This window comes from Verruconatronum alginivorum, assembly GCF_056590205.1.
This window is the reverse complement of record NZ_JBWPVQ010000001.1, coordinates 5,768,012-5,784,273: the sequence shown is the minus strand read 5'-3', so window position 1 is coordinate 5,784,273 and position 16,262 is coordinate 5,768,012. Positions and strand designations below refer to the sequence as shown.

The 16,262-nt window shown below is 60.0% G+C and carries 11 protein-coding genes; 9 read left to right on the top strand and 2 right to left on the bottom strand.

Annotated features, from left to right (window positions below; translation table 11 throughout):
- Positions 1 to 260: 260 nt before the first annotated feature.
- The 9 genes from ACWUI2_RS21430 to ACWUI2_RS21390 all read left to right on the top strand — a co-directional run bounded on the left by ACWUI2_RS21430 (position 261) and on the right by ACWUI2_RS21390 (position 13,078).
- A complete protein-coding gene (locus tag ACWUI2_RS21430) occupies positions 261 to 1,043 on the top strand; it encodes a TorF family putative porin (RefSeq protein ID WP_486984887.1) in 783 nt (260 codons plus the stop codon).
- A gap of 134 nt (positions 1,044 to 1,177) precedes the next feature.
- A complete protein-coding gene (urtA, locus tag ACWUI2_RS21425) occupies positions 1,178 to 2,419 on the top strand; it encodes an urea ABC transporter substrate-binding protein (protein WP_486984886.1) in 1,242 nt (413 codons plus the stop codon).
- 124 nt (positions 2,420 to 2,543) lie between these two features.
- A complete protein-coding gene (urtB, locus tag ACWUI2_RS21420; protein WP_486984885.1) occupies positions 2,544 to 4,283 on the top strand; it encodes an urea ABC transporter permease subunit UrtB in 1,740 nt (579 codons plus the stop codon).
- 21 nt (positions 4,284 to 4,304) lie between these two features.
- Entirely contained in the window at positions 4,305 to 5,471 is a 1,167-nt protein-coding gene (gene urtC, locus ACWUI2_RS21415; protein ID WP_486984884.1) for an urea ABC transporter permease subunit UrtC, read from the top strand.
- 2 nt (positions 5,472 to 5,473) lie between these two features.
- Positions 5,474 to 6,235 (top strand): urea ABC transporter ATP-binding protein UrtD, encoded by a 762-nt coding sequence (gene urtD / locus ACWUI2_RS21410; protein WP_486984883.1) that lies wholly within the window; start codon positions 5,474 to 5,476, stop codon positions 6,233 to 6,235.
- Between the two features lie 16 nt (positions 6,236 to 6,251).
- Complete coding sequence (gene urtE, locus ACWUI2_RS21405) at positions 6,252 to 6,965, top strand: urea ABC transporter ATP-binding subunit UrtE (protein ID WP_486984882.1); 714 nt, start codon at positions 6,252 to 6,254, stop codon at positions 6,963 to 6,965.
- A 35-nt stretch (positions 6,966 to 7,000) separates the two neighbouring features.
- Positions 7,001 to 10,639 (top strand): urea carboxylase, encoded by a 3,639-nt coding sequence (gene uca / locus ACWUI2_RS21400; protein ID WP_486984881.1) that lies wholly within the window; start codon positions 7,001 to 7,003, stop codon positions 10,637 to 10,639.
- Positions 10,636 to 12,462: an allophanate hydrolase gene (atzF, locus tag ACWUI2_RS21395; protein ID WP_486984880.1), complete on the top strand. Its 1,827-nt coding sequence runs from the start codon at positions 10,636 to 10,638 to the stop codon at positions 12,460 to 12,462. Before uca ends, atzF begins: the two co-directional genes overlap by 4 nt.
- 91 nt (positions 12,463 to 12,553) lie before the next feature.
- Entirely contained in the window at positions 12,554 to 13,078 is a 525-nt protein-coding gene (locus ACWUI2_RS21390; RefSeq protein ID WP_486984879.1) for a DUF192 domain-containing protein, read from the top strand.
- A gap of 475 nt (positions 13,079 to 13,553) precedes the next feature.
- Here the strand turns inward: ACWUI2_RS21390 and ahcY are convergent, their stop codons facing one another.
- Positions 13,554 to 14,978, bottom strand: a complete 1,425-nt coding sequence (gene ahcY, locus ACWUI2_RS21385) for an adenosylhomocysteinase (protein WP_486984878.1) — start codon at positions 14,976 to 14,978, stop codon at positions 13,554 to 13,556.
- A gap of 7 nt (positions 14,979 to 14,985) precedes the next feature.
- Positions 14,986 to 16,170, bottom strand: coding sequence for a methionine adenosyltransferase (gene metK, locus ACWUI2_RS21380; protein WP_486984877.1), 1,185 nt, complete (start codon positions 16,168 to 16,170; stop codon positions 14,986 to 14,988).
- Positions 16,171 to 16,262: the final 92 nt, after the last annotated feature.

Sequence of the window (16,262 nt, the reverse complement as noted above, 5' to 3'; positions counted from 1 at the left end):
GGCCCGTTCTCCGCGGTGATTCCCCATCGGTCTGCTTCACGCCGCTCTGTTCAAAAACGACCACTCGGCGGGTAAGGCACCTCTTCGAGTGACTCGAATCGGCTTGAACGACGAGAATCGGGCACCTGGCTTGTGGTTAAATTAACCCAATTTTCCCGGAACATCGGAGTTGGCACGGGATTAGCTAATACCGAATCGTATCCGGTCCTCACTCACACCTGGGGTCAGATAAATAACTACTAACCGAAAGATAATACATCATGTCTCTTCCTGCATCTCTCAAACGCTCCTCGCTTGCGATCGGCCTTCTAGGCGGATCCCTCGCGACTATTAACGCCACCGCGGCCGAAAACGTCTCGGGGTATTTGTCACTCGACTACAATTCGCACTTCATGTCTTACGGCGTGAATGTCTGGGGCAACGACACCAGAAACATTGGAGACGAGTTCCTGTTTCAGCCGTCGATCGGGCTCGAATTCGCTTTGCCGAACGATAGCGCGATCTACACTGGAATTTGGGCGGACGTCAACCGACTGGCCGAAAGCAATCTCGGTCGTATCCAGGAAATCGATGTCTGGCTGGGCTACTATTTCCCGGTCGGGGATTTCACCTTCGACTTCACGGTCCAGCAATGGCTTTACGCGGGTGAAACCGAGGGCGTTTTCGACTTCACAGTTTCCTGGGACGGAATGTTCGCTCCCTACCTGCTGACCCATTATCGTTTCGAAACGGTCGGCGACCAACGAAAGGGCTTCATTTTCGAATTGGGCGCCACTCTTTTCGAAACAGAATTACACAACGTCAGTCTCTCTATTCCAGCTGCGGTGGGATTCTCTTTCGATGATTTCCATGTGCCGGGAGAAGATGGATATGGCTACTCCAACATCGGACTCGGCTTCGAGTATCCGCTTGGAGTGCCCGGGCAGTACGGAGCATGGGACCTCCACGGCGCGCTCACTTACTGGCACACCGACCGCTCCTTCACCGGAAACGACCGTAGCAACTACCTGACTCTCAATGTCGGCGTTGGCGTCGCATTCTGACCCAAGGTCCCTCCTGTTGTCCTATACTAAAAGCCCGGCGGCGTAGGAGCACGCCAACCCGCGCCGTCGGGCCAACCCAGTTTTCGTCAGCCAACCGTAAATCCAAACCAATCAAAATCCACAAACCTAATACAATGATGATTCGTAAATTACATTCATTCCTTCGCGGCGGCGCCTTCGCTCTCTGCGCCTTCGCCACGGTCGCCCTCCACGCGGAGGAAAAGACCGTCAAAGTCGGAGTTCTCCACTCCCTGAGCGGGACGATGGCGATCAGCGAGACGTCCCTCCGCGACGTCCTCCTCTTCGCCTTCGATGAGATCAACGCCAACGGCGGCGTCATGGGCCACAAGATCCAACCGGTGGTTGTCGACGGCGCGTCGAATTGGCCGCTGTTTGCCGAACGCGCCCGCGAACTGCTGGAACAAGAGAAGGTCGCGGTGGTGTTCGGTTGCTGGACTTCGGTCAGTCGCCAGGCCGTTCTCCCGGTGTTCGAGCAAAACAACGGGCTGCTCTTCTACTCGGTGCAATACGAGGGAGAAGAACAATCGCCGAATGTTTTCTACATGTCGGAAGCCGTCAACCAACAGGCGATCCCGGGGGTCGATTACCTGATGGAGGAACTCGGCAAGAAGCGGTTTTACCTCCTGGGCACCGACTATGTTTATCCGCGGACCACCAATCTGGTTTTGAGGGAATACCTCGCCTCCAAGGGCGTGCCCGCCTCCAACATCCGCGAGGTTTACACTCCATTTGGTCACGCTGACTTCCAGCAGATCGTTTCCGAGATCCGGCAGTTCGCCGCCGCCGGAGACACCGCCGTGGTGAGCACGCTCAATGGTGACACCAATGTCCCGTTCTTCCGCGAGCTCTCCAACGCTGGTATTTCCGCGGATGATACGCCGGTCATTTCCTTCTCGGTTTCCGAGGATGAGTTCCGCGGACTGCCGACTCGTGACCTGGTCGGCCACCTGGGTGCCTGGGGCTACTTCATGTCGCTCGACACTCCCGCCAACAAGAAGTTCAAAGACGACTTCTTCGCGTGGCTCAGGACCGCTCAGGTTCCCGGAATCGAGCGGACAGGACGAGTCACCAACAGCCCGATGGCCCTCTCCTACTCGGGAGTTCATCTCTGGAAGAAAGCGGTCGAAAAAGCCGGCTCGTTCGATGTCGACGCCGTCCGGGAGGCCCTCCCGGGCATCAGTTTCGACGGACCTGCCGGGTTGATCACCATGCAGGACAACCACCATGCGACCAAGAACGTTTACATTGGGGAGACTCTTCCCGACGGTCAGTTCGAAATCTTGAAATCTTTCGAACAAGTCCGGGGCGAGCCGTTCCTGAGCGGAACATTCTCCACCACCGCCGCTTCGAAATAATCGGATCCACGGAATCGCCTCCGGAGCCAATCATCGGCTCCGGAGGTCCCGGGGATGAATACCGCAACGACCCGGTGCGGAATCCTTAAGTCCATTGCCGATTCACCCAATCTCATTATCCGTCTTGCCGACCTTGAACACACCCATTCGCTTTTTCACCGCCCAGCTCCTGACCATTGTCGCGGCGGTCCTTCTCCTTCCCGGACCCGCTGCGAGCGCGGCTCCGGTCTCGGAGATCGATCTCGGAGGAGACCATCCAAACCGCGAAGCTCTCCTCGCCGCCCTTACCGCCCCGGCAGCGCAACAACCCGATTTGATTCTTCGTCTGCTCGGATCGGACGATCCCGCCATTGCCCCTGTGTTGGACGGTTGGCGTCGGGGCGAACTTTTCTTCGTCACCGGACCCGACGGAGAGGGTCGGGAGATCATCTTGCTCGATTTTTCCATCGAGACCGATGGTCAGCATCCCGCCATCTGGGTCCGCGACGGTTCGCCGGTTTTGGACGAAGCGGGCGAGGTTCAGGCCTTCGATCCTTCCGGAATGGACTATCTTCGAACCAATTCCCGGATACGCCGGACCATCGGACGAATCGTGGAAATCGCCGCGATCAACGACGCCGACCGCCGGACCCGCATTCAAGCGATCGAACGACTTGGGAATTCGCGGAACGCCGAGTTTCTCTCGTATTTAAAACAACGATCGGAGATTGAAGAGGATCCGCGCGTGATATCGACCCTTTCTGTGGCCATCGCCATCCTGGAATTCCAAAGTGACGACCCGGAGGTGAAAATGGCCGCCATCGAACAACTCGCCCACAGCCGATCGTTGATGGCCAAGTCACAGCTGGAGAGTTTGGTCGAGAGATTTGAAAACGAGGGTGACGAGAGTGGAATCACCCCCGAAATGGTCGCCGCCGCCCAGGCCGGGGTTTCCCGGATCGAGGCGCACTGGAAACGGGTCAATTTCGTAGCCAATTTTTTCCGCGGGCTCAGTCTCGGCTCCGTCCTCCTGATGATGGCGCTAGGTTTGGCGATCACATTCGGCTTGATGGGGGTCATCAACATGGCCCATGGGGAACTGATGGTGGTCGGCGCCTACGCCACCTTTCTCACCCAGAATCTTTTCATCCATTGGTTCGGTCTCGGCGGAGCCGGATTCGGCGCCTACTTCCTCGTCGCCCTCCCGGTCGCCTTCCTCGCCGCGGCGGGGGTCGGACTCCTCATCGAACGCAGCGTCATCCGTTTCCTCTACAACCGGCCATTGGAAAGCCTCCTGGCGACCTGGGGGATCTCGCTCGTCATGCAGCAGGCCTTCCGAATGATCTTCGGTCCCTCCAATGTCCAGATCAACGCCCCCTCCTACCTGACCGGCAACTTCGTCTTCTTCGACATCGTCTTCGCCTTCAACCGGATTTTCGTCATCGGTTTCGCCACCGTTTTGTTTCTCGCGGTCTGGCTCATTCTGACCCGAACCTCCATGGGGTTGAACATCCGGGCGGTGATCCAGAATCCTTCGATGGCCGCTTGCATGGGAGTCCGCAACAAGCGGGTCAACATGTTGACCTTCGCCTTCGGATCGGGTCTCGCCGGACTCGCCGGGGCCTGTCTGACCCAGTTGACCAACGTCGGTCCCTCCCTCGGTCAAAACCATATTGTGGATACATTCATGGTGGTGGTCGCCGGAGGAGTCGGAAGTATCTTCGGCACCGTCACCGCGGCCCTGATGATCGGGACCGTCGATCAGCTCTTGCAACCGGTCCTCGGCGCGGTGATGGGCAAGATCGTGGTGCTCGGGGCGATCATCCTCTTCCTGCAGCGACGGCCCGGCGGTCTCTTTCCCACCCGAAGCCGCGCCCTCGATTGATTCACCAAACCAGCGATATCGATGTCCGACGATAAAACCATCATCAAAACCCGTTTCCTCAAGCCATGGCAGTGGCTCCTGTTTGGCGCGACGGTCGTGGCGTGCGGAATCATTCTCCCGATTCTCAACGCCTTCGCGCCGTCGGATCATTTTCTCTACGTCAGCAACTACACGCTGAATTTGTACGGCAAATACGCCACCTTCGCGATTCTCGCCCTGGGAATCGACATCCTCTGGGGTTACATGGGGATCCTTTCGCTCGGCCAGGCGCTCTTTTTCGCCCTCGGCGCGTATGCCTTCGGGATGTATCTGATTCTCGCCGCCGCCGCGGCGACCGCCCCTGATGCCTTGCCGAACTTCATGGTCTTCCTGGGCTACGATAGTCTTCCGGTGGTCTGGAAACCGTTTTACAATTTCTGGTTCGCCGCCGCCGCCGCCCTCTGGGTTCCCGGCCTGGTCGCCGGGATCTTTGGCTGGTTGGCGTTCCGCTCGCGGGTGCGGGGCGTCTATTTCGCCATCCTCACCCAGGCTCTGACCTACGCCGCCGCCTTGCTCTTTTTTCGTAACGACTTCGGCTTTGGCGGCAACAACGGATTGACCGACTTCCGCACGATTCTCGGTTTTAATCTCAACTCAGCCGAGACCCGCCGGATGCTCTACATCGCGACCATCGCCAGCGTCGCCGGAGTTTTCCTGCTGTTTCGGTGGCTGAGTCTGACCAAATTCGGGAAGATCATGCAGGCGATCCGGGACGGGGAAAACCGGGTCCTATTTTCCGGGTATTCAACCGTCAATTACAAGCTCTTCGTCTTCGTCCTCGCCGCCATGACCTCCGGTCTCGGGGGAGCGCTCTACATCGCCCAAGTCGGCATCATCAATCCGAACGAAATGACCCCGGACAAATCGCTTGAAGCGGTGGTTTGGGTCGCGGTCGGGGGCCGGGGCACCCTTGTCGGACCGATCCTCGGAGCGGTCTCGGTCAATGCCCTGAAGAGCTGGGCGACCAGCGCCGCGCCGGAACTCTGGCTGTTCATCATCGGCGGACTTTTCATCGCGGTAGTCCTGATCCTGCCGGGCGGTTTGATCAGTCTTCCCGAACGCCTGCGGACGCTGGTCAAGTGGATCCGCGTGCGCCTTGTCCGCAACGTGGAAGAACCGGTGGAAATCCCCGCCAAACAGGAATCGTAACGATGCACGGTCAAGCCATTCTCACCATCGAAGACGTCACCAAAAGTTTCGACGGATTCAAAGCGATCAACGATCTCACCTTTTATTTGTTCAAAGGCGAACTCCGCACCGTGATCGGCCCCAATGGCGCCGGCAAGAGCACCTTCTTCGACTTGATCACCGGACGGGCCCGCCCCGACACCGGGAAGATCTTCCTCGGACCCGGCACCGACCTTACCAAGCTGAAGGAATACGAGATCAACCGGATCGGAATCGGACGGAAGTTTCAAACTCCCAGCGTATTCGGCGCCCACACCGTTTGGGACAACCTGGTTCTCTCCCTTCCCGGACACCGGGGCGTTTTCGCCTCGATTCGCCACCGCCTCTGCTCGACCGGCACCGACCGCCTGCACGACATTCTCGCCCAGGTCAACTTGACCGCCAAGCGTCACTCCCGGGCCGACGCCCTTTCCCACGGAGAAAAGCAGTGGCTCGAAATCGGCATGCTTCTCGCCCAGGATCCGGACATCCTCCTGGTCGACGAGCCGGCCGCCGGAATGACGGACGAAGAGACCCACCGCACCGGCGAACTCCTCCTTTCCCTGGCCGGCAAACATAGTCTGATTGTCGTCGAACACGACATGACCTTCGTCCGGCAAATCGCCCGCGACGGCCGGGTCACCGTTCTCCATCAGGGTTCGGTCCTCTGCGAGGGGAAATTCGACGACGTCCAAACCAACCCGAAAGTGCGCGAGGTTTACCTCGGCCGAGGCAAGGCCCACTAACCCTCCCGGATTCCTCATGATCGATCTCCTCAAACTCGAAAACGTCGAAGCCGACATCGGTGGTTCCCGCATCCTGCGCGGCGTCTCCTTCGGAATCAGGTCCGGCGAAGTGGTCGCCCTGATGGGCCGAAACGGAGTCGGCAAAACCACCACTCTTCGGGCAATCACCGGTCTTCGTCAGGTGCGCAGCGGCGCCATCTCCCTCGACGGCGCACCGATCCACCGCCTGCCGCCCGACGCCCGGGCTCGCTCCGGCATCGGTTACGTTCCGCAGGGCCGCGACATTTTTCCCCATCTGACGGTCGAGGAAAACCTCCGGATCGGGCTGGTGGTGCATCGGCGACGCGGCAAAGAGGCCCAGGAGGAACTGGAACGGGTGTTCGCCTTGTTTCCGGTCCTCAAGTCGATGCTCAAGCGGAAAGGAGGCGTCCTTTCCGGCGGTCAGCAACAGCAACTGGCGATCGGCCGGGCACTGCTCACCCGTCCCAAAATTCTCATCCTCGATGAGCCGACCGAAGGTATCCAACCTTCCATTATAGAACAGATCGGCGAGACGTTGCAGAAACTCAAAACGGAAGCGTCTCTCACCATCCTGCTGGTCGAGCAATACGTCGATTTTTGCCGCGAATTCGCCGACCGCTTTTACGCGATGGACCGCGGCGTCGTGACCATTTCCGGAGAAATCTCCGAGTTGAGCGACGACGTGGTTCGCGAACATCTCCAAGTCTGAACCAACAACCCTCCACCCGACCTCTTTTCGAATCTATGTTTAACAAAGTCCTGATCGCCAATCGCGGAGCCATCGCCTGCCGAATCATCCGCACTTTGAAGAAACTCAATGTCCGGTCCGTCGCCGTCTACTCGGAGGCCGACTCCGGGTCTCTCCACGTCTCCGAGGCCGACGAAGCGATCTGCATCGGTGCGGGACCGGCCAACGAATCCTATCTGCAAATTTCCAGGATCCTCGAGGCGGCCCGCGCATCGGGCGCCGAGGCGATTCATCCGGGTTACGGTTTCCTCTCCGAGAACGCCGGTTTCGCCGAAGCGTGCGCGGAGGCGGGCATCGTTTTCATGGGTCCGACTCCGGATCAGATGCGCGACTTTGGGCTCAAACATACCGCCCGCGAAATCGCCCGGCGCAACGCGGTGCCGTTGCTCCCCGGCAGCGAATTGCTTGCCGACCTCGATTCCGCCGCCGAAGAAGCCCGCCGGATCGGTTATCCGGTGATTCTCAAGAGCACCGCCGGGGGCGGAGGAATCGGCATGCGGGTCTGCGCCGACGAAGCTTCCTTGACGGAAGCCTTCGAATCGGTCCGCCATTTGGCCGAAGGAGCGTTCAGCGATGGCGGCGTCTTCGTAGAAAAATTCGTCGAGACCGCCCGACACATCGAGGTCCAGGTCTTCGGCGACGGTCGGGGCCGAGTGGTGGCACTCGGAGAACGCGACTGCTCCGCGCAACGCCGCAACCAAAAGGTGGTCGAGGAAACACCCGCGCCCGGAATCGGCAATACGGTTCGCGGCGCTCTCCAGGAAGCGGCGGTGCGGCTGACTTCGGCGGTCGGCTACCAGTCGGCCGGAACCGTCGAGTTTCTCTTCGACGCCGCCACCCACGAATTTTATTTCCTCGAGGTCAACACCCGTCTCCAGGTCGAACACGGCGTCACGGAAGAAGTGACCGGGATCGATCTAGTCGAATGGATGGTCCGCCAGGCGGCGGGCGAACTCGACCTATCCGATTGCGAGATCCGTCCCTCCGGCGCGTCGATCCAAGTGAGGATTTACGCAGAAGATCCGAACAAAAACTTCCAGCCAAGTTCCGGCATCCTGACCGAAGCGACTTTTTCCGAGCTGGCCCGGGTCGAGACCTGGGTGGAACGGGGGACCGAGGTTCCGGCTTTCTACGACCCGATGATCGCCAAAATGATCGTCCGGGCGCCTACCCGTCCGGAAGCTTTGCGTCTTCTCCGCCAGGCGCTCGCCGAAACCCGGGTCGCCGGCATCGAATGCAATCTCGAGTATCTCCGCCAGGTCGTCGGCTCCGCCGATTTTTCCGCCGGGGAGATCAGCACGAAATGGCTGGCCGATTTTCCTTTCGATCCCCCGACCGTCGACGTGATCGAACCGGGCACCCAGACCAGCGTCCAGGATTACCCCGGACGGATCGGATACTGGTCGATCGGCGTCCCTCCCTCCGGTCCCATGGACGACTACGCCTTCCGGATCGCCAACGAATTGGTCGGAAATGCCTCCACCGCGGCGGCGTTGGAAATAACCTTGAACGGTCCCACCCTCCGCTTTAACCGCGACACCACCATCGCCCTGACCGGTGCCGCGATGCGGGCGACGCTTGACGGCGAACCGGTGCCGTTTTGGAGAAGCTTCCATGTCCGGGCGGGGTCGGTCCTCACGCTTGGTGGAATCGAAGGAGCCGGTTGCCGGGCCTATCTCGCGCTTTCTGGTGGCTTTGACGTTCCGGAGTATCTTGGCAGCAAGTCGACGTTCAGCCTCGGCAAATTCGGCGGGCACGCGGGCCGGTTCCTCCGGCATGGCGACGTCCTGCCGATGGACCGGGAAGCGGAGCCGCTGGTGCCGCTCAAAGTCACGCCGCCCGAGATGGTTCCCGCCTACTCGGCCCAATGGGAAATCGGTGTCCTCTATGGTCCGCACGCCGCCCCCGACTTTTTCACCGAAGCCTCGATGGAGATGTTCTTCTCCACCGATTGGAAGGTCCATTACAACTCGAACCGGCTCGGAATCCGTCTCAGCGGTCCCAAGCCCGAATTCGCCCGCACCGACGGAGGCGAAGCCGGACTCCATCCGTCGAACATCCACGACTGCGAATACGCCATCGGCACCGTCAATTTCACCGGCGACATGCCGGTCATCCTCGCCAAGGACGGACCGAGCCTCGGTGGCTTCGCGTGCCCGGTCACGATCATCAAAGCCGAATTGTGGAAAATCGGACAACTGCGTCCGGGCGACACGATCCGTTTCAAACGGACTAACTACGCGGCGGCGGTGGAAGCCGAGGCGGTCCAGGATCGGGCGATCGCCGGCCTCGACATTCCGCCGGAGTCCTCCCCCCTCCCCGCCGGCAATCGCACCAGTCCGTCATCCCGGTTGGGGGACGGCGCGATCCTGCATCGTCTTCCCTCCACCGCCTCGTCTCCGGAAGTGGTTTACCGTCAGGCCGGAGATAAGTATTTGTTGATTGAATACGGTCCGATGGTGCTCGACCTGGAGAACCGTTTCCGAGTCCACTCGCTGATGGAATACTTCAGGGAAAATCCGGTCGAAGGCATTCTGGAACTCTCCCCCGGAGTCCGCTCCCTGCAAGTGAATTATGACAGCCGCCGGATCCGGCTCGAAGATCTTCTCGACGTGTTGCTTGAAGCGGAGGCCCGGATGCCGGCGGTCGACAGCCTGGTGGTCCCGACCCGCGTGGTGAATCTGCCGTTGGCCTTCAACGCCGACTCCACCCGGGAAGCGATCGCCAAGTATCAACAATCGGTCCGCCAGGAGGCGCCGTGGCTCCCGAGCAATGTCGAATTCATCCGCCGGATCAACGGGCTCGATTCGATCGACGAAGTGGAAGCGATTCTTTTCAAGGCGAGCTACATGGTCTTCGGTCTCGGTGACGTCTATCTCGGCGCCCCGTGCGCGGTCCCGGTCGATCCCCGGCACCGTCTCCTCACCACCAAATACAACCCGGCCCGGACCTGGACCGCCGAAGGCGAGGTCGGGATCGGCGGCGTGTATCTTTGCGTTTACGGAATGGAAAGTCCTGGCGGTTACCAACTGGTCGGACGGACCGTTCCGGTCTGGAACACTTACAAGCGCACCCGCGAATTCCAACAAGGACACCCTTGGTTGCTCCGTTTCTTCGATCAGATCCGCTTTTATCCGATGCCGGAAGCGGAAGTGCTGGAGTATCGGGAAGCGTTCCGCCGAGGCCAGGTATCACTCGATATCCAGGAGGAAACGTTTTCGATCCGGGATTACCGGGCGTTTTTGAAGCGGGAGTCCGGGAGCATCGACACTTTCCGCGAACGGCAGCAGAAGGCGTTCGAGGAAGAACGCGAAAGGTGGGCCCGCGATGGTTCCGCAGATCTCGTGACCGCCGCCGACGACGGACCGCCCGAGTCCGACCCCGGCAGCATCGATCTGCCCGAAGGAGCCACGTTGGTCTCCTCTCCGGTCTCGGGCAACATGTGGGCGGTGCCGGTGAAGGTGGGCGACCAGGTGACCCGCGGACAAAAGATCGCCGTCATCGAGGCGATGAAAATGGAGGTTCCGATCGAAGCGACCGCCGATGGGGTCGTTACCGAGATCATCGCTCCGCCGGGGACTCTCGTCTCCGCCGGACAACCGGTCGCGGTTTTGCAGGAGGAAGTCACCGTATGAATTTGCCGAGCCTCGACATCGTATCGCTGCACGAAGCCTACCGTGAAGGGAGCGCAACTCCCGAGGAAGTCATTCGGACGATTTATGCCCGAATCGACCAGCGAGGAGAAGACGCGGTTTGGATCCACCTTCTGTCGGAAAGCGACGCGCTGGAACAGGTGGAACAATTGGGGGCCTTCGACGCGGGGAAGCCGCTCTTCGGCATCCCGTTCGCCGTCAAAGACAATTTCGACGTGGCCGGACTCCCGACCACCGCGGCGTGTCCGGAATTCGAATACATTGCGGACTTTACCGCTCCGGCAATTCAGCGACTTCTAGAAGCCGGAGCCATCCTGATTGGCAAGACGAACATGGACCAGTTCGCCACCGGCCTGGTGGGGGTCCGCTCGCCTTACGGGGCGCCGTCCTCGGTCTTCGACCACCGGTATATTTCCGGCGGGTCGAGTTCCGGCTCCGCCGTCGCCGTGGCGGCCGGATTGGTTTCGTTTTCCCTCGGCACCGACACGGCGGGTTCGGGCCGGGTCCCGGCGGCGTTCAACAACATCGTCGGCTGGAAACCGACCCGGGGATCAGTCAGCACCCGGGGAATCGTCCCGGCATGCCAATCGCTCGATTGTCCGAGCGTCTTCAGCCTGACCGTCACCGACGCCACGATGATCAGACGGGTGATTGGCGGCTTCGATGCCGACGATCCTTACAGCCGGGAGGAGTCACCGCGGGTTTCGATTCCGGCCGAGGATTTCCGATTCGGAGTTCCCGCTCCCGCCGATCTGAAGTTTTTTGGCGATCCGGAATCAAGAAGACTTTTTCGCGAGACAGTCGACCGACTTGTCTCGCTGGGGGGGACACCGGTGGAGATTGATTTCCAGCCGTTTAAGGAAGCCGCAGCCCTCCTTTATTCTGGGCCATGGGTCGCTGAGCGTCTCGCGGCGGTGACTCCGTTTATCGACGAGGAACCGGACGCGTTCCATCCGGTGACTCGGGCGATCATCGAAGGTGGCCGTCGCTTTAGCGCGGCGGATACCTTCCGCGCCTTCCACCGGCTCGAGTCCCTGCGTCGGCGGGCCGCGCGGGAATGGAAAAAAATGGACCTTCTGATGTTGCCGACCACCGGAACCATTTATACTCACGACGAGGTCGCCGCCGATCCGGTCGCCATCAACACCGATCTCGGGTACTACACTAATTTCGTCAACCTCCTCGATCTTTGCGGCATCGCCCTTCCGGCTGGTTTCCGCACCAACGGGCTCCCGTTCGGGATCACCCTGCTCGGACCGGCTTTCTCGGATGAGAGTCTGTTCGAACTCGCGGAGCGGTATCATTTGGTGATCGGCGGAAAATTAGGCAACACCGTCGCCACCCTCGAATCGATTCCCGCATCCATAGCCATCCCTTCCACTCCCAACTCCGATGAAATCCGGGTCGCGGTGGCCGGCGCCCACCTCCGCGGGGAACCGTTGAACGGCCAATTGCTCGACCTCGGAGCCCGTTTTGAAAAGGCAACCCGCACCGCACCGGGCTACAGGCTCTATGCGCTTCCAAACACCGAACCGCCCAAGCCCGGCCTGATCCGCGACCCGGAAACCTCCGGCCCCGGCATCGACGTGGAAATCTGGCGACTCCGTCCGGACGCCTTCGGACGATTCACCGCGGCGATCCGGTCGCCGCTCGGAATCGGTAGCCTCATCCTCGCCGACGGCGACCAGGTGCACGGCTTCCTGTGCGAACCGTTCGCTATCGTTGGCGCCGAAGAGATCACCGCTTTCGGGGGATGGCGGGCGTATCTTGGATCTCGCAGGGAAAGTCCGGTTGATATCGGGTAGCGACCGAAGTTTCCCTATCATTGGGACCGCTGCGTCTTCCCGCAGCTTGCCAATTCGGTTCGATTGATTACAGGATACCGGAAAATCCTACATGAAATCGCACCATCCGCTTCTTCTCGCAGTTTCTTTTCTTTGTGCCCTCCTCTTCACTGGAAGCGGGTGCGGCAATGCCACGTCGCAATCGGCCAACGGCGAGCCGCTTCCAGGAGACCATTGGTTCGAATTGACGTTGGGGGACAAGGCCATTCAGGTGCAACTGGCGGTGACCCAGCGGGAATCGAACCGCGGGCTGATGCACCGGACCGAACTGGGAACTGATTCCGGAATGATCTTCATTCACCCCCGGCCGATGCAGGCCAGTTTCTGGATGAGAAACACCCCTCTTCCGCTCGACATCGGCTTCTTCGATCAAGAAGGGAAGCTCCTCGAAATATATCCACTTTTCCCTTACGATGAAACTCCGGTCCGTTCCCGGAGCCACGAAATTTTGATCGCATTGGAAATGAACCAAGGTTGGTTTTCCCGAAACAAGATTCGCCCGGGAGCAAGGCTGGATCTCGAGGAACTCCGCGCCGCCCTGCGCGCCCGCGGCTTTGATCCCGCGAACCACTTGTAAAGGAGATGGGAAACGCGGACCCGGATGAAGGACCGCAGATTTCGCCGATTAACGCAGATGCAGAGCAGGAGCTTCGTGCTTGAGCCCGCTTCAGCCGCCGTCAGTGCCCGTGCCTGACGATCTTCGGCTGAAGCACGAAGCTCCGGCTTATGCTCTGTTTCATCGAGTGAAAACTCGATGCTACGCGTAGCATCCCGGCTTTCGCCGGATGAAGGCGGCGGCGCGCTTTAGCCGCTCCCTGTTAACGAAGGACCGCAGATTTCGCAGATAAGCGCGAATGCAGAGGAGAGCAGAGCTTAAGGGGAGCTTCGTGCTTTAGCCGAAGTCCGTCGGACATAGTCGGCGGCTGAAGCGCGCCGCTCCTCCTTAAATCGTCACAAAAAAAACCAACAAAGCTGTTGGTTTTTTTGTCGTGCTGAAGGTCGCGGGCTCCGGCGGCGGAGATCGCCGACGGAGCCCTAGAAATGAAGACCGCTTAGTAGCGGTAGTGCTCGGGCTTGTAGGGACCTTCGGCCGGAACGCCGATGTATTTGGCTTGTTCGGGAGTGAGCTTGGTCAGCTTCACGCCGATCTTTTCCAAATGGAGACGGGCGACTTCTTCGTCCAACTTCTTCGGCAGACGATAAACGCCGGGCTCGTAGGTTTCGCGATTGTTCCAGAGATCGATCTGGGCGAGGACCTGGTTGGTGAAGGAGTTCGACATCACGAACGAGGGATGTCCGGTGGCGCAACCGAGGTTCACCAAACGACCTTCGGCCAAGAGAATGATCGAGTTTCCGCTCGGGAAGGTGTATTGGTCGACCTGCGGCTTGATGTTCAGGTGCTTCACCCCCGGCTCGGCTTGGAGACGGGCGACTTGAATCTCGTTGTCGAAGTGACCGATGTTACAGACGATCGCCTGGTCTTTCATCTTCGCCATGTGCTCCAAGGTGATCACGTCGAAGTTGCCGGTGGTGGTGACGTAAATGTCGCCGCGTCCGAGGGTATCTTCGATCGTGGTGACTTCGAAACCTTCCATCGCCGCCTGGAGGGCGCAGACCGGATCGATCTCGGTGACGATCACCCGGGCGCCGAGGCCGCGGAGGCTCTGGGCGGACCCTTTGCCGACGTCGCCGTAACCGCAGACGACGCAAACCTTGCCGGCCACCATAACGTCGGTGGCGCGCTTGATTCCGTCGGCGAGCGATTCGCGGCAACCGTAAAAGTTGTCGAACTTCGACTTGGTGACGGAGTCGTTGACGTTGATCGACGGCACCAGGAGCTTACCTTGTTCGAGCATGCTGTAAAGACGGTGCACGCCGGTGGTGGTCTCTTCCGAAACACCCTTCCACTCCTCGACCACCGAATGCCAGCGGTTGGGGGTTTCCTGATGAATCTTCTTCAAGAGTGCCTTGATGACCTGCTCTTCGCGGCTTCCGGCGGGACCGTTGACCCAGTCGTCGCCGTTCTCCAATTCATATCCCTTGTGGATGAGGAGCGTGGCGTCGCCACCGTCGTCGACGATCAACTCCGGGCCTTTGCCGTCGGGGAACGAGAGGGCCTGGTCGGTGCACCACCAGTATTCCTCGAGCGTCTCGCCCTTCCAGGCGAAGACCGGCACCCCACCCGCCGCGATGGCGGCGGCGGCATGGTCCTGGGTCGAGAAAATATTGCAGCTGCACCAGCGGACATTCGCGCCGAGGGCGACGAGGGTTTCGATCAGGACCGCGGTCTGGATCGTCATGTGCAAGGAGCCCATGATGCGGACATCCTTCAGCGGTTGTTCGCCGCGGTATTTCTCCCGCACCGAGATCAGGCCCGGCATTTCCTTTTCGGCGAGGGCGATTTCCTTGCGTCCAAATTCGGCCAGCGAGATGTCGGCTACCTTGAAGTCTTCTTTAGTTTCGATTGCTGTTGTCATAATTCCTTTATGCGAGCGCTTCTTCTTTGCTGCCGACCGCTTCCTTAAGCTCGGTGACGCGGTTGGTCTGTTCCCACGGGAGGTCGGCTTTACCGAAATGTCCGTAGTGGGTGGTCCCCCGGTAGATCGGGCGGAGGAGGTCGAGTTGTTTGACGATGTCGGCCGGTTTGAAGCTGAAAACCTGGGCGACCGCCGAGGCCAACTCTTCGTCCGGAACGGTGCCGGTGCCGAAGGTGTTGACCGCGATGCTGACCGGTTGCGGATGGCCGATGGCGTAGGCCACCTGCAACTCGACGCGGGAGGCGAGCTTGGCGGCGACGATGTTTTTCGCTACCCAACGGGTCATGTAAGCGGCGGACCGGTCGACCTTCGACGGATCCTTGCCCGAGAAAGCGCCCCCCCCGTGGTGGCCGGAACCACCGTAGGTGTCGACGATGATTTTCCGTCCGGTCAAACCGGCGTCCCCGGCGGGACCACCCAGCACGAAGCGACCGGTCGGGTTGATCAGAATCTCGGTATCGTCGGTGAACAATTCCGCCGGAATCACCCGTCGAATGACTTGCTCGGTGATGAATTTGCGCAACTCGGCGTTGCTGACGCTGGCGGCGTGCTGGGTGGAAATGACCACGGCGGTGACGGCGACCGGTTTGTCGTCGACATAGCGGATCGAAACCTGGCTCTTGGCGTCGGGACGGAGCCAATCGACCACTCCGGCCTTGCGGAGGCGGGTCAATTCCTTGCCGAGGCGGTGGGCATACATCACCGGGGCCGGCATCAGCTCCGGAGTCTCGTCGCAGGCGTAACCGAACATCAGGCCCTGGTCGCCGGCGCCCTGCTCGGCGCTCCCCTTGCCTTCCGCTTCCCGTTCGTCGACTCCTTGGGCGATGTCCGGGGATTGTTTGGTGATCAAGTTCGTCACGAAGACCGAATCGGCGTGGAACACGTCGTCATCGTGGACGTAGCCGATGTCACGGATCGCTTGGCGGACGATTTTTTCGTAATTGAGCTCGGCGGTGGTGGTGATTTCACCGGCGAGGACCACTTGGTTGGATTTCACGAGCGTCTCGCACGCGACCCGGCTCTTCGGATCTTGAGCCAGGCATGCATCGAGGATGCTGTCGGAAATCGAATCGGACACTTTATCCGGATGGCCCTCGCCAACGGATTCGGAAGAAAAGATGTAACTGCTCATAATGATCCGAGCAACCTGCCAGACCCCGGCAGCCTCCGCAAGTGAAAATATCAATATATCATTATGTTTTGATATGATGGCTCTGGATTGCC